Annotated in this window: 12 protein-coding genes; 6 read left to right on the top strand and 6 right to left on the bottom strand. The window is 71.5% G+C overall.

Annotated features, from left to right (window positions below):
- Positions 1-63: 63 nt before the first annotated feature.
- From DEJ28_RS05940 to DEJ28_RS05930, 3 genes are all read left to right on the top strand, one after another.
- Positions 64-1,110 carry a glycoside hydrolase family 6 protein gene (locus DEJ28_RS05940; RefSeq protein WP_111115664.1) on the top strand — a complete coding sequence of 349 codons (1,047 nt, stop codon included), beginning with the start codon at positions 64-66 and terminating at the stop codon, positions 1,108-1,110.
- Between the two features lie 48 nt (positions 1,111-1,158).
- Entirely contained in the window at positions 1,159-2,208 is a 1,050-nt protein-coding gene (locus tag DEJ28_RS05935; protein WP_111115665.1) for a M4 family metallopeptidase, read from the top strand.
- Between the two features lie 64 nt (positions 2,209-2,272).
- Positions 2,273-2,545, top strand: a complete 273-nt coding sequence (locus tag DEJ28_RS05930; RefSeq protein WP_111115666.1) for a protealysin inhibitor emfourin — start codon at positions 2,273-2,275, stop codon at positions 2,543-2,545.
- Between the two features lie 85 nt (positions 2,546-2,630).
- Here the strand turns inward: DEJ28_RS05930 and DEJ28_RS05925 are convergent, their stop codons facing one another.
- The 3 genes from DEJ28_RS05925 to DEJ28_RS05915 form a co-directional block, all read right to left on the bottom strand.
- Positions 2,631-4,874, bottom strand: a complete 2,244-nt coding sequence (locus tag DEJ28_RS05925; protein WP_181433713.1) for a HelD family protein — start codon at positions 4,872-4,874, stop codon at positions 2,631-2,633.
- 95 nt (positions 4,875-4,969) lie between these two features.
- On the bottom strand, positions 4,970-5,806 hold the full coding sequence (locus DEJ28_RS05920; protein WP_111115668.1) for an aldo/keto reductase: 837 nt from the start codon (positions 5,804-5,806) through the stop codon (positions 4,970-4,972).
- Positions 5,806-6,177, bottom strand: coding sequence for an FKBP-type peptidyl-prolyl cis-trans isomerase (locus DEJ28_RS05915; RefSeq protein ID WP_181433714.1), 372 nt, complete (start codon positions 6,175-6,177; stop codon positions 5,806-5,808). Before DEJ28_RS05915 ends, DEJ28_RS05920 begins: the two co-directional genes overlap by 1 nt.
- Positions 6,178-6,257: 80 nt before the next feature.
- Between DEJ28_RS05915 and DEJ28_RS05910 the strand changes: the two genes are divergently transcribed.
- Together DEJ28_RS05910 and DEJ28_RS05905 are read left to right on the top strand one after the other, a co-directional pair.
- On the top strand, positions 6,258-7,580 hold the full coding sequence (locus DEJ28_RS05910; RefSeq protein ID WP_111115669.1) for an MFS transporter: 1,323 nt from the start codon (positions 6,258-6,260) through the stop codon (positions 7,578-7,580).
- A gap of 195 nt (positions 7,581-7,775) precedes the next feature.
- On the top strand, positions 7,776-8,861 hold the full coding sequence (locus tag DEJ28_RS05905; protein WP_111115670.1) for a YihY/virulence factor BrkB family protein: 1,086 nt from the start codon (positions 7,776-7,778) through the stop codon (positions 8,859-8,861).
- Between the two features lie 65 nt (positions 8,862-8,926).
- On the opposite strand, the gene DEJ28_RS05900 is transcribed toward DEJ28_RS05905, so the two are convergent.
- The 3 genes from DEJ28_RS05900 to DEJ28_RS05890 all read right to left on the bottom strand — a co-directional run bounded on the left by DEJ28_RS05900 (position 8,927) and on the right by DEJ28_RS05890 (position 12,187).
- Positions 8,927-10,417 carry an aspartate ammonia-lyase gene (locus tag DEJ28_RS05900; RefSeq protein ID WP_111115671.1) on the bottom strand — a complete coding sequence of 497 codons (1,491 nt, stop codon included), beginning with the start codon at positions 10,415-10,417 and terminating at the stop codon, positions 8,927-8,929.
- A 161-nt stretch (positions 10,418-10,578) separates the two neighbouring features.
- On the bottom strand, positions 10,579-10,875 hold the full coding sequence (locus DEJ28_RS05895; RefSeq protein WP_111115672.1) for a hypothetical protein: 297 nt from the start codon (positions 10,873-10,875) through the stop codon (positions 10,579-10,581).
- A 55-nt stretch (positions 10,876-10,930) separates the two neighbouring features.
- A complete protein-coding gene (locus DEJ28_RS05890) occupies positions 10,931-12,187 on the bottom strand; it encodes an inorganic phosphate transporter (protein ID WP_258368066.1) in 1,257 nt (418 codons plus the stop codon).
- Positions 12,188-12,315: 128 nt separating this feature from the next.
- Here DEJ28_RS05890 and DEJ28_RS05885 point away from each other — a divergent pair, with 128 nt between their 5' ends.
- Positions 12,316-14,004 carry a cation:proton antiporter gene (locus DEJ28_RS05885; protein WP_111115674.1) on the top strand — a complete coding sequence of 563 codons (1,689 nt, stop codon included), beginning with the start codon at positions 12,316-12,318 and terminating at the stop codon, positions 14,002-14,004.
- Positions 14,005-14,073 lie beyond the last annotated feature (69 nt).

Below are 14,073 nucleotides of genomic sequence, written 5' to 3'. Positions count from 1 at the left end.
CAGTCCTGGGGGAACGCCCGGCTGGGGTGGGCGTGCCCCCGTCGCACCTGCGAGCATGGGGCCATGCCGAGTCTCGAGGGAACCCGTGCACGCCGTGACACCGGCCGGCGCCAGTGGCTCTGGCTCGGCCTGGGGGCGATCGTCGTCGTGGCGCTCGTCACCACGCTCGTGCTCGTGCTCCCCCAGACCCGCGAGACCGGCGGCCGGCAGGTGGCCGAGCGGAAGTCGGCGTCCGACGCGTTCCCCGGAGGCCTCGCGACACAGCCGGCGACCGAGAACCAGCCGGGCCGCCGAGAAGCCGAGGCCCGCGCCGACGGCCAGGACTCCACCGCGTCGAAGATCGCCGTGATCGCCGACCAGCCGATCGCCACGTGGCTGACGAACACCTCGACCAGCACGACCCGGGAGACGATCCGCGACGTCGTCCGGAGTGCCGAGCAGCAGCACCGGACGCCGGTGTTCGTGCTCTACAACGTGCCCGACCGCGACTGCGGCAGCTACTCGAAGGGCGGCACCGGGTCGAGCGAGTACCTGCCGTGGGTCCGCTCGGCGGTGCGGGCGATGCAGGGGTCGAAGGCCGTCGTGCTCGTCGAGCCGGACGCCATCGCCCAGATCCAGGTCTGCAAGCGCCTCGAGGAGGACCGGCTGCCCCTCCTCCGGAAGGCCGTGGGCGAGCTGACCGGGCACGGGCTCACCGTCTACCTCGACGGCGGGAACGAGAACCGCGTCCCGACCGCGACGATGGCGAAGTGGCTGCGCGAGGCCGGTGTCGACCGGACGCAGGGCTTCTTCACGAACGTGTCGAACTTCTACCGCGTCGACCAGGAGCGCGCGTACGCCGACGGACTCGCCGACGCGATCGGTGGCGACCCGCACTTCGTCATCGACGTCTCGCGGAACGGCCAGGGGTGGCGCGGCACGTGGTGCAACCCCGACGGGGCCGGACTCGGACAGGCGCCGCACGTCACCCGGGGCTCCACCCGCCTCGACGCGCTGCTCTGGGTGAAGACGCCGGGGCTCAGCGACGGCACGTGCAACGGCGGGCCGGCCGCCGGGCAGTGGTGGGAGTCGTACGCACTGGGCCTCGTCGAGAACCGCAAGCGCGACTGACGGACACCGCCCCTAAGCGCTGTCGGTGCCCGGTGGTTGCATGAGCGCATGACCCCGACCGGCCGCCTGCACTCCGTCGTCCCGCCGTACCTCCTCCGCGCCGTCGCCGACGCCACGGACTTCCCCCGCGCGGCCGAGGCGGCCCGGACCGCCCTCGCGTCGCTCGAGACCGTGCAGGCCCCGAAGCACGCGCACCTCCGGACGCCGCAGGGCGTCAGCGGCACCGTCGACCGGTCGCCACAGCGCACCGTCTCGGACGCGAAGGGCTCGACGACGTTGCCGGGCGCACCCGTCCGGCACGAGGGTGACCCGGCCTCGGGCGACCCCGCGGTCGACGAGGCCTACACGGGCCTGGGCGACACGCACGCCTTCTGGCTCGAGGTGTTCGGCCGGGTGTCGATCGACGGCGCCGGACTCCCGCTCGACGCCACCGTGCACTACGGGCAGGACTACGACAACGCCTACTGGGACGGCAGCCGGATGGTGTTCGGCGACGGCGACGGCGAGGTGTTCAACCGCTTCACGATCGCGGTCGACGTCATCGGCCACGAGCTCGCGCACGGGGTCACCCAGTACACCGCCGACCTGACGTACCAGGGGCAGTCGGGCGCGCTCAACGAGTCGGTGAGCGACGTGTTCGGCTCGCTCGTCGCGCAGTACGCGGCACGGCAGAGCGCGGAGCAGGCCTCGTGGCTCATCGGCGAGGGGCTCTTCACCGATGCGGTCCACGGCGTCGCCCTCCGCTCCATGCGTGCCCCGGGGACCGCCTACGACGACCCGGTGCTCGGGAAGGACCCGCAGCCCGCGACGATGGCCGGCTACGTCGAGACCACCGAGGACCAGGGCGGCGTGCACACGAACTCGGGGATCCCGAACCACGCGTTCTTCCTGGCGGCGACGGCGATCGGCGGCAACGCCTGGCAGGGCGCCGGTGCCGTCTGGTGGGACGCGCTCACCTCGGACGCGGTCACGGCGTCGATCGACTTCGCCGGCTTCGCGACCGTGACCGTCGACGCGGCGCGGACCCGCTTCGGCGAGGGCTCCGCACAGCACACCGCGGTGCAGGAGGCCTGGCGGACGGTCGGCGTCCTCGACTGAGCCCCGTTCTCGACTGCGCCCCGCCGTTCTCGACTGCGCTGCTCTGGCGGCGTACCGTCGGGGCATGCACATCGACGTCCGTCGCACCGGGGGCATCGCCGGCACCTCGCGGGGCTGGCGCGTCGACACCGACTCCTGCGACGACCCGTCCGGCTGGTCGGAGCTGGTCGACGCGCTCCCCCGGGATGCGCAGCCCGCGCCGTCACCTGCCGTGCGCGACGACTTCACCTGGACGATCACCGTCGAACGCACCACGGTGACGATCCCCGGCACCCGCCTCGACGGGCCGTGGGCCGACCTGGTCGCGCGGGTGCGGTCCGAAGGCGACAAGTCCTGAGCCGGGAGGCCCGTGGCGGCGCCGCCCCGCGCCTCCCGTCCGCCCGGTGCGCACGCTCACCTGCCTGCGCTCACCTGCCCGCGTATCAGGCCACGTCGATGACCGTCAGGCGACGCGTCGGCCGCGTCATCGCGACGTAGACCGCGGCCGCAGCGCGTGCCGCGTCCGCCCCGACCCGTTCCGGGTCGACGAGCAGCACGCCGTCGAACTCGAGGCCCTTCGCGTCCGCGCCCGTCAGCACGGTGACGGACCCGGGCCGCGGCGAACCGAGGGACCGCACGTCGGCCTCGGTCCGGGCGAGTCGCTGCCGGACCGTGTCGACGTCGGCCTCCGGCACGATGACGCCGATGGTCCCGCTGCCGATCCGGTCGCGCTCGGCGTCGACGACCCGTGCGACGGTGTCGAACACGTCGCCACGCGCCACGCTGAGGCGCTCGACGGGGTCGCCGTCGCGGACGGCCTCGTTCCGGGTGACCGTGAGCCCCGCCGCGTCGGCGAACGCCCCGGCGGCCTCGACGATCGACCGCGGGGTGCGGTAGTTCACCGTGAGCTGCTCGACGCGGTGCTCGAGCGGCACCTGCGGCGCGCGGCCACGACGGCGGCGGGCGAGCGCTCCGATGACGTCGTCCCAGGTGCGCGCGGCACCGGGCGAGGAGCCCTGCGCCATGTCGCCGACGATCGTGAACGACCGGAGCGGGTTGCGGCGGGCGAGCACATGCCACTGCATCGGCGAGAGCTCCTGCGCCTCGTCGACGACGATGTGCCCGTAGGTCCACTCGCGGTCCTCGGCGGCGCGCTCGGCGGTCGTGCGCGCGTCCCCGCCCTCGGCGAAGGACCCGGCGACCTGCTCGGCCGTGACGATGCCCTCGACGCCCATGTTCTCGATGGCCTGTCGGGCGTTCTCGATGTCGCGGTTGCGGCTGGCCTTGGCCGCACGCTTCGCCGCGCCGCCGGTGGGGTCGAACGGGCCGAGGAGTTCGGCGGCCTCGTCGAGGAGTGGGACGTCCTCGACGGTGGTCTCCGCACCGCGGGCACGCTCGAGCAGCGCACGGCGTTCGGGTGTCCAGTGCGGGGTGAGCGAGGCGAGCCAGTTCGGCCGGGCGTAGAGGTCCTCGAGGAGCTTCTCCGGCGGCAGCGGGAGCCACGCGGTGTTGAGCAGGATCCGGGCGTCGTACGACGACCGGATGTCCTCGCGCAGGACCTTCTCGTCGGCTTCGTCCACCGTGGTCCCGCGCTCGCGGAGCTGGTCGGCGAGCAGACGGGTCATCGAGTCGAGCGCGATCTTGTTGAACGTGACCCGGGCGGCGTTGTGCGGCTTGCCGCGGTCCTGCGCGCGCTTCATGGCGTCGGCGACGAGCCCCGGTGGGACGACGAGCCGCTCGCCCTCGACGTCGAGCGTCACGGACTCGGTCGGCACGACCTGGCGCGACCGCACGGCCCGGCGGAGCAGCTGGGCCATCTCGGCCGAGCCCTTCACCGCGGCGACGTCGCGGCGGTCGTGCTTCCGGGCGTGCACGCCCGGGTAGAGCGAGCCGAGGGACGCCATCACGACGCCGGTCTCACCGAGCGACGGCAGGACCTGCTCGATGTAGGTGAGGAACGCCGGCGACGGGCCGACCACGAGCACGCCCGAGCCGCGGAGCCGCTCGCGGTACGAGTAGAGCAGGTACGCGGCACGGTGCAGCGCCACGGCGGTCTTGCCGGTGCCGGGGCCGCCCTGCACGATGAGGACGCCCTCGAGCGGGGAGCGGATGATCCGGTCCTGCTCGCCCTGGATGGTGGCGACGATGTCGGTCATCCGGCCGGTGCGCTCGGCGGTGACGGCGGCGAGGAGCGCGCCCTCGCCCTGCAGGTGGGTGCGCTCGTCGTCGTAGAGGGTGGCGTCGAAGACCTCGTCCTCGACGCCGACGACGCTGCGGCCCTCGAGCGTCAGGTGCCGTCGGGCGCGCATGCCCATCGGGTGCGCGGCGGTCGCCTGGTAGAACGCGCTGGCACCGGGGACGCGCCAGTCGAGCAGGAGCGGGCGGTGGTCGGCGTCGCGCAGGCCGACACGGCCGATGTAGCGGAAGGCGTCCTCGGCACTGTCGGGCTCGGACACCTCGAGCCGGCCGAAGACCAGTCGGTCGCCGACGCGGTCGAGCGTGGCGATGGTGTCCTCGTAGAGCCGCGCGAAGGCGTCGCGCTCACTGCGGCTCTGGTGGTTGCCGCCGACGGCCTGACGGCGGGTCTCGGCGAGGCGTTGCTCGGCCTCGGCGGTGAGCTCGTCGAGACGGGCGAACAGCCCGTCCACGTAGCCGCGCTCGCGGTCGATCTCGGTCGGTTCGGACACACACAACCCTTCGGGAAGAGGGGAACCCAGTGTAGTCCCACCACCCCGCCGACGAGTACCGCTGCGCAGCGCGGACGCGCTGCGCAGCGGCGGTGTCACATCTCTTCGTGCGTGTCCGGGTCGCCGTCCCAGAGCCGGCCGCGCTCGAGGGCGGAGATGGCCGCCACCTCGTCGTCGGTCAGCTCGAAGCCGAACACGTCGAGGTTCTCGCGCTGCCGCGTCGCGTCGCCGGACTTCGGCACCGGGACGGCACCGATCTGGACGTGCCAGCGGAGCACGACCTGGCCGGGGGTGACCCCGTGGGCGGCCGCGGCGTCGGCGATCGGCTGCTCGGTGAGGAGGTCCGAACCCGTCGCCAGCGGGCTCCAGCTCTCGGTGACGATGCCGAGTTCCTGGTGCACCTTCCGCAGTTCCGCCTGCGGGAAGTACGGGTGCAGCTCGACCTGGTTCACGGCCGGTGCGACACCGGTGGCGTCGACGATGCGGCGCAGGTGCTCCGGCGTGAAGTTCGAGACGCCGATCGAGCGGACCTTGCCGCTGTCACGGAGGTCGACGAACGCCTTCCAGGTGTCGACGAACTTGTCCACCGACGGGTTCGGCCAGTGGATGAGGTACAGGTCGACGCTGTCCAGGCCGAGGTTCCCGAGGGTCTCGTCGATCGACCGGTGCGCCTCGTCGTAGCCGTGGTGGCGGCCGGGCAGCTTCGACGTGACGACGAGGTCCTCACGCGCCACGTCGGACGCGCGGACGGCCTGGCCGACGGCGTCCTCGTTGCCGTAGTTGAGCGCCGTGTCGAGCAGCCGGTAGCCGCCGGCGATCGCGGTGCCGATCGCCGCTGCGCCTTCGTCGCCGTTGAGACCGTAGGTGCCGAGGCCGAGCTCCTGGAAGCGGTGGCCGTCGTTCAGCTCGATCGTCGGGGCTCCGACCTGCATCAGCGGACCCCGAGCAGGTCGATCACGAAGATGAGGGTCTTGCCGGAGAGGAAGTGGCCGCCACCGGCCGGGCCGTAGGCGAGCTCCGGCGGGACGACGAGCTTCCGGCGACCGCCGACCTGCATGCCGGGGATGCCCTCCTGCCAGCCGCGCACGAGCGCCGCGAGCGGGAAGTCGATCGGCTCGCCGCGGTTCCACGAGCTGTCGAACTCCTCGCCGGTCTCGTACTCGACGCCGGCGTAGTGGACCTTGACGGTCGATCCGGCGCTCGCGACGTCGCCGTCACCCTCGACGATGTCGGTGATGACGAGCTCGGTGGGGGCCGGGCCCTCGGGGGCGTCGAACTCGGGCTTGCTGTTCAGGTCAGTCATGCCCGCAAGTCAACCAGAGAGCGCGACTCCACCGCGCAGCGGGTACGGACCCGGTGCACAGGCCCCAGAATGGTTCCACCGTGACATCATCCACACCGACCGACGAGCGCCGACGACGGCTCCTCGCGGACCTCACCCCGCTCCGCCGCTCCCCCGCCTTCGCCCGGCTGTGGGCCGGCACCGCCATCGCCGGGATCGGCACGCAGATGACCACCGTCGCGGTCGGCCTCGAGGTCTACGAGATCACGCACTCGACCTTCGCCGTGGCGCTCGTCGGCGTCATCGCGCTGCTGCCGATGATCGTCGCCGGGCTGTACGGCGGCATGCTCGCGGACGCCTTCGACCGGCGCACCGTGGCGCTCGTCTCGTCGATCATCGCCTGGGTGGCGGTCGCGCTGATCGCCACGCACTCGTGGCTCGGGCTGCACAGCGTCGTGCTGCTCTACGTGCTGGCGACGGTGAACGCGGTGGCCGCGACCGTCAGCAACGCCTCCCGCTCGGCGATCGTGCCGCGCCTGGTCGGCACCGACCTGCTGCCCGCGGCGAGCGCCCTGGGCGGGATCGCCTCCGGCTTCCAGGTCACCGTCGGGCCGGCGGTCGCGGGCGTGCTCATCGCGACCGTCGGGTTCGCACCGACCTACACGATCGACGTGGTGCTCTTCACGTTCGCCTTCCTCGGGGTGTTCACGCTGCCGCGGATGGCCGCCGACCACGGGGCCCTCCGTCCCGGGCTCGGCTCGCTCGTCGAGGGCGCGCGGTTCCTGCGGAGGTCGAAGAACATCACGATGACGTTCGTGCTCGACATCGTCGCGATGACGTTCGGGCAGCCCCGCGTCCTGTTCCCCGCGATCGGCGCCCTCGTGATCGGTGGCGGGTCCATCACCGTCGGCACGCTCACCGCCGCCTACGCGATCGGGGCGCTGCTCTCGAGCGTCTTCTCCGGTCCGCTGGGACACGTCCGGCGGCAGGGCGAGGCCGTCGGCTGGGCCATCACCGCGTACGGCGGGGCGATCGCCGCGTTCGGCGTGGTCATCGCGCTGGCGCCCGTGCTCGGCGGCCGCTCCGGTGAGTCGTTCTCGGTGGGCATCCTGCCGGCGCTCGGCCTCTCGGCGCTGTTCCTCGCCGCCGCCGGCGGCGCCGACAACGTCAGCTCGGTGTTCCGGAACACGATCCTGCAGGCGGCGTCGCCGGACGGGATGCGCGGACGCCTGCAGGGCATCTTCATCGTCGTGGTCACCGGCGGTCCGAGGCTCGGCGACCTCTACGCGGGGCTCGTCGTCGCGGCGGGCATCGCGTACCCGCCGATCATCGGCGGCGTGCTCATCATCGCCCTCGTCGCGCTGCTCCTCCGCCTCGTGCCGTCCTTCCGCCGGTACGACGCCCTGCACCCGCACGCGAACTGACGGCCCCGCCGCCCTCACCCCCGCAAGACGCAACCTCGACGACTGCCCGCAGCGACATTCCCCTGCGGGCAACCGTCACGGTTGCGTTTTGCGGAAGGGGGCGGGGCACGAGACGTGACCGATGGGCGGCCTGGAGGCGCGTGGCGGCGCCGCCACGCGCCTCCAGGCCGTCACGTGTCGGGTACGGTACAACGCATGCCGGACAGCGCATCGCGCGACCTCCAGCGGACGGGAGTCCGCGCCGTCGTCCGGCGCACCTACCACTCGGTCATCCGGCACCGCGTCGTCGACGCGGCCGCGTCGTTGACGTTCTTCGCGCTCCTCACCGTCTTCCCGACCGCGCTCACCGTCGTCTCCGCCCTGTCGATCGTGGACCGGCGGGGCGACAGCCTGTCGGACATCATCGAGGTGCTCGGGTTCATCGTGCGACCCGAGACCGCGCAGCACCTCGAGGGACCGCTCCGGCAGCTGCTGACGCTCGACAACCCGTGGCTCGGCTTCTCGATCGGGCTCGTCCTGACGCTGTGGTCGCTGTCCGGGTACGCGACGGCGTTCGGGCGGGCGATGAACACCGCGTACGAGGTCGAGGAGGGCCGGCGGATCTGGAAGTTCCGCAGCATGATGCTCCTCGTCACGCTGCTCGTGATGGTCGGCGGCGCCATCGCGATCGTCATCCTGCTCGGCACGCCGACGATCTCCGCCGCGGTGATCCGGCAGCTCGGCTGGGCGCCGTGGATCGACGACGTCTGGAACGTCGTGAAGTGGCCGGTCCTGGCGGTGGACCTCGTGGTGATGGTCGCGACGCTGTACTACGCGACGCCGAACGTGAAGACGCCGCAGCTCCGCTGGGTGTCCGCGGGCGCCGGCTTCGCCATCGTGACCTGGGCGTTGGCGACGCTCGGCTTCGCGCTCTACGTCGAGACCATCGGCGGCGGCAACAAGGCGTACGGGTGGCTCGGCGGTGCGATCCTGCTGCTCGTCTACCTGTACATCTCGAACTTCGTGCTCGTCGTCGGCGGTGAGCTCGACTCCGAGGTGATCCGCATGCGGCAGCTCCTCGCCGGCATCGAGGCCGACGAGTCGATCCGGCTGCCGCTCCGCGACGTCACCCGGAACTTCACGCTCGCACGCTGGCGGGACCAGGACATCGCGGCTGCGCACCACGTCCGCATCGCTGCCACCCAGCGCGCCGAGGAGCAGGGCGAGCCGCCGACGCCGACGGAGGAGCACCTGCGCGACATGTCGCAGCAGGTCCGGGCGGGCGAGCCCACCATCGGCTGAGCGGGCCCGCGGCCGCGCGTGAGCGACCGCGCCCGCGCGGCAGCGCCCGCGCCCGCGGCCGCGCGTCAGCGCTCGCGCGCGGCCTCGTCCAGCATCTCCTCGGTCACGACCGGGATCGCCCCGGTCGCGAGCTCGATCCCCGACAGTCGCGCCGGGCTGAGCACCCGCTGCACCTGGTCAGCCTCCATGAGCCCCGCCGCGGTGACGAGCGTCGCGATCGGCGTCGAGGTCGTCAGCGCCGTGTGCGCGATGGACGCCGCGGCCGCGTAGCCGATGTACGGCGTCAGGGCCGTGACGACGCCGACGTTCGTGTCGACCTGGGCCGCGAGCTTCGCCTCGTTCGCCTCGATGCCGGTGATGCAGTGCTCCCGGAGCGTCGCACAACCGCGGGCCATCCACTGCAGCGACTGCAGGATGGAGTGCGCGATGATCGGCTCGAAGGCGTTGAGCTGGAGCTGCCCGCCCTCCGCCGCCATCGTCACCGTCGTGTCCGCACCGGCGACGGCGAACGCGATCTGGTTGACGACCTCGGGGATCACCGGGTTCACCTTGCCCGGCATGATCGACGACCCGGCCTGCCGTGCCGGGAGGGTGATCTCGCCGAGTCCCGCCTGCGGCCCCGACGAGAGCAGCCGCAGGTCGTTGCAGATCTTCGAGAGCTTCGCCGCGCTCCGCTTCACGGTGCCGGACAGGGTCATGAACGCGCCGGCGTCGCTCGTCGCCTCGATGAGGTCCGGCGCCGTCACGATGGCGAGCCCGCTGGCGATCTGCAGCTGCCGCCGGACCTCTTCGCGGTACTGGGGGTCAGCCGTGATGCCGGTGCCGATCGCCGTCGCACCGAGGTTCGTCTCCGCCAGCAGGGGCATCACCGTGCGGAGCAGGAGGACGTCCTCCTGGATGGTGTGCGCGAACCCGGTGAACTCCTGCCCGAGGGTCATCGGCACGGCGTCCTGCAGCTGCGTGCGGCCGACCTTCAGGACGTCCTGGAACGCCCGGCCCCGCTCGGCGAAGGCCCCCGACAGCAGCTCGAGCTCGCCGATCAGGCGCTGCACGCCGAGGATCATCGCCAGCTTCACGCTCGTCGGGTAGGTGTCGTTCGTCGACTGGCTGCGGTTCACGTGGTCGATCGGGTGCAGGTACCCGTAGTCGCCCCGCTCGTGGCCGAGGAGCTCGAGTGCCCGGTTCGCCAGGACCTCGTTCGTGTTCATGTTCGTGCTCGTCCCCGCACCGCCCTGGACGACGTCGACGACGAACTGGTCACGGAGGCCTCCGTCGCGGACCTCCTGCGCGGCGCGGTCGATGGCGTCGGCGCGCTCGGCGTCGAGCACCCCGATCTCCTTGTTCGCCCGGGCCGCGGCCTGCTTGACGGTGGCGAGCGCCTCGATGAGGTCCGGGTACACCGCGATCGGCACCGAGGTGATCGGGAAGTTCTCGAGCGCCCGGAGGGTGTTGATGCCCCAGTAGGCGTCGACCGGGACCTCCCGCGATCCCAGGGAATCGGTCTCGGTGCGGGTCTGCGCGCGGTCAGGGGCCTGTGCTGCTTCGTTGCCGGTCACGCCACGAGGCTAGCCCGTCCGGCCGGTCGGTTCCCGGGTCCGGAGCGCGCGTCGTCCGGAGCGGGGCGCGCGGTGGACTGGACCCCGACGGCCTGGAGGCGCGGTGCCAGCTGGCACCGCGCCTCCAGGCCCGCATCGGGTCGCGCCCCGGGCGCGCACCGTCAGTGGAACTGCGGGACGATCAGGTAGATGCCGTAGAGCACGGCGGCCGCGGAGATCGCGAAGAAGACGATCGCCAGGGCCCGGAAGCCGCGGACGCCGGGCGGCGTGTTCCCGGGCAGCGGGAAACCGCTCGTGGCCGGGCCGACCGTGCCGTCGTCCTTCACGGTGTACTTGCCCGCACGGGTGTCGGCGGCGCTCCAGAGGCGGAGGCCGATCGAGTAGACGGTGACGACGAACACCGCGCCGACGAGCGACACGATGGCCACGGTCAAGAAGGCGAACCAGTCGATGCCCATCAGGCGACTCCATCCGTCAAGAATGCGAAGCAGCGAGAGTCAGAACCGATGCCCATCAGCGACGGCCTCCCTTGCGTCCGGCCATCCGACGCAGCGTGCGCTCACGGCTCAGCTCGGCGCGGCGGGCGGCGACCGTCTCCGCGCGCTTCTTGCGCTGCAGGTCGCGCAGCTCCTTGCGGGTGAACACGGCGTTCGCGGCGACGTCGACCTCGATGGCGGCCGCCTGCTCGTGCGGCTTGCGCTGCGACCAGAGGTACAGGCCGAGGATGACGACGGCACCGACCACCGCGTCGATCACGAGCCCGACGATGCCGAAGCGGGCGATGCCCGACGCGACGGCGCCGACGGCGGCCGAGGCCGGGAGCGTGATGAACCAGGCGATGACGATCTTGCCCGCGGTCGACCACTGGATCTTCGAACCACGGCGACCGAGCCCGGCACCGATGATCGAGCCGGAGGACACCTGCGTGGTCGACAGCGCGAAGCCGAGGTGGCTCGACGCGAGGATCGTGGCGGCGGTGGACGCCTCGGCCGCGAAGCCCTGCGTGGCGCGGATCTCGGTGATGCCCGACCCGAGGGTGCGGATGATGCGCCAGCCGCCGGTGTAGGTGCCGAGCGCGATCGCGAGGGCACAGGCGACGATGACCCAGAACTGCACGCCCTCGTTCGACGACTGCGCACCCGAGGCGATGAGGGTCAGCGTGATGACACCCATCGTCTTCTGCGCGTCGTTCGTGCCGTGTGCGAGCGACACCATCGAGCTGGTGAAGACCTGGCCGATGCGGAAGCCGCCGCGTTCGTTCGGGAAGACCGGGCGCCGGGTGATCCGGTACGCGATGCGTGTCGACAGGAAGGACACCAGCGCGGCGATCACGGGCGACAGGAACGCCGGGATGATCACGACGGTCAGGAGGGCCCCGTAGTTCACCGCGTTGAACCCGGCACCGACGATCGCGGCACCGATCAGTCCGCCGAACAGCGCGTGCGAGGACGACGACGGCAGCCCGCGGAGCCACGTGATCATGTTCCAGACCACCGCCCCGATGAGTCCCGCGAAGATCATCTCGGGGCTGATCGCGACGCCACCGGGTCCCTCGTTGATGAGGCCGTGCGAGATCGACGTCGCGACGGCCGTACTGAGGAACGCACCGACGAGGTTGAGCACCGCGGCGACCGTGACGGCCACCTTGGGCTTCATCGCACCGGTTGCGATCGGTGTCGCCATCGCGTTGGCGGTGTCGTGAAAACCGTTTGTGAAGTCGAAGAAGAGGGCCAACGCGATGACCAGGACGACTATGAGTGTGATGTCCACCGCGGGCCAGTGTTCCAGTCAGACGGCCGGAGGGCAAACCCTGCGCGCAACCTCGTGTCCAGCCGTCCTGCGGGGCGCCCTGCGCGACCGTACAGATCCGGTCCCATGCCTCTGGGAGAATGGACGGCATGGACACCGTCGAGCTCCTCATCCTGCTGGTCGGATCGCTCACGGTGACGGGCTTCGCCCGGGCCTGGGGACTGCCCGCTCCCCTGCTCGTGACGGCCGTCGCGCTGGCCGCGTCGTTCCTGCCGGGGCTGCCGCCGATGGAGATCGACTCCGAGGTGATCCTCACCGTGATCCTGCCGCCGCTGCTCTACTCCGCGGCGCTCGACGTGTCGTGGCAGAGCTTCCGGGGGTCGATCAAGCAGATCCGCCGTCTCGGCATCTTCCTCGTCATCGTCACGGCGCTCGTCGTCGGTGCGGTCGCGTACTTCCTGATCCCGGACATGACGCTCCCCGCCGCGATCCTCCTCGGCGCGATCGTCGCTCCGCCGGACGCCGTGTCCGCGGCCGCGATCGGCCGGAAGCTCGGACTCCCCCGCCGGGTGATGACGGTCCTGTCCGGTGAGAGCCTCATCAACGACGCGGCGTCGCTGACCCTGGTGCGGGTGTTCACGCTCATCATCGCGGGGACGTCGCTGACCATCTGGCAGGACCTCGGGATCTTCGGGCTCGCGATCGGCGTCGGACTCGTCGTCGGCGGCGTCCTCGGGGTGCTCGTGCACTGGATCCGGATGCGCATCAACGACCCGGTGGTCGAGACGATCATGAGCATCCTGCTGCCGTTCGTCGCGTACATCCTCGCCGAGCACCTCTCCGGCTCCGGCGTCATCGCGGTCGTCACCGCCGGCCTCTACATCGGCTACAACTCGCCGAAGGAGGGCTACGCCACCCGCCTGCAGGAGCGGCCGCTGTGGACGAGCATCGACGTCATCCTCGAGGGGTTCGTCTTCGCCCTCATCGGCCTGCAGCTCAACACCGTCGTGCACGACCTCATCGAGAGCGAGCGCAGTCTCGCGCAGACGCTCACCGCCGCCGGGGTGGTGCTCGTCGTCGTCATCCTCGTCCGGCCGCTGTTCGTCTTCGAGTCGTACGTCCGCAACCGCTTCAACGGTCGATGGCTGCGGCCCCTCCGCATCCGGATCTCCCGCGGTCATCCGTCGCTGCGCTGGCTGCGCGGGACGGCGGAACCGAAGCTCAACTGGCGGGAGCTCACCGTCATCTCGTGGACCGGCATGCGCGGCGTGGTCACCCTCGCCGCCGCGGTGTCCGTCGTCGCGAGCCCGACGGAGATCCCCGCGCAGGACACCATCTTCATCATCGCGTTCATCGTCACGGTCGGCACGCTCCTGCTGCAGGGGCTCACCCTGCCGTTCGTCATCCGCGCCCTCAAGGTGCAGGACCCGGCGGAGGACGACGAGGACGTCCGCAGCGAGATGCGCCTCAACCAGCGCACCACCGAGGCGGCGATCGAGCTACTCGAGAAGCGCCGTCCGGACTGGTCGAAGCAGTTCGGTGACGAGGCCGTGAACTCGGTCGTCAACCGGCTCAAGGCGCGTCTCGAGCGACAGGCGGAGACCTTCCGCCGCGACGCCGAAGAGGAAGAGGTCGAGGAGCGCAACACCCCGGTCCGTCTGCGGGGGTCGCAGATCCAGGACATCCGGCGGGAGCTGCTCGACCGTCGTCGCGAGATCGTGCTCGAGGAGCGCGAGAAGGGGAACCTCGACGAAGAGGTCATGCGCCGCGTGCTCGTGACGCTCGACGCCGAGGAGCTCGCGATGGACTCGGCCCAGGCGTCGCGCAGCCGGTCCTGACGCAGGCGCCGCGCAGCGCAGCGCACCGGGCGTATCCTGACGCTTCGACCAAGAACAGGAGCGCATCGC

It is taken from the genome of Curtobacterium sp. MCPF17_002, from assembly GCF_003234115.2.
Classification (GTDB): Bacteria; Actinomycetota; Actinomycetes; order Actinomycetales; family Microbacteriaceae; genus Curtobacterium.
This window is presented reverse-complemented; position numbering and strand designations above follow the sequence as displayed.

Bases quoted from the DNA above. Each gene is read 5' to 3' on its own strand.
- DEJ28_RS05895 (WP_111115672.1), bottom strand. From the start codon at position 10,875: ATGGGCATCGACTGGTTCGCCTTCTTGACCGTGGCCATCGTGTCGCTC.
- DEJ28_RS05940 (WP_111115664.1), top strand. From the start codon at position 64: ATGCCGAGTCTCGAGGGAACCCGTGCACGCCGTGACACCGGCCGGCGC.
- DEJ28_RS05920 (WP_111115668.1), bottom strand. From the start codon at position 5,806: ATGCAGGTCGGAGCCCCGACGATCGAGCTGAACGACGGCCACCGCTTC.
- DEJ28_RS05905 (WP_111115670.1), top strand. From the start codon at position 7,776: ATGCCGGACAGCGCATCGCGCGACCTCCAGCGGACGGGAGTCCGCGCC.
- DEJ28_RS05885 (WP_111115674.1), top strand. From the start codon at position 12,316: ATGGACACCGTCGAGCTCCTCATCCTGCTGGTCGGATCGCTCACGGTG.
- DEJ28_RS05915 (WP_181433714.1), bottom strand. From the start codon at position 6,177: ATGACTGACCTGAACAGCAAGCCCGAGTTCGACGCCCCCGAGGGCCCG.
- DEJ28_RS05935 (WP_111115665.1), top strand. From the start codon at position 1,159: ATGACCCCGACCGGCCGCCTGCACTCCGTCGTCCCGCCGTACCTCCTC.
- DEJ28_RS05930 (WP_111115666.1), top strand. From the start codon at position 2,273: ATGCACATCGACGTCCGTCGCACCGGGGGCATCGCCGGCACCTCGCGG.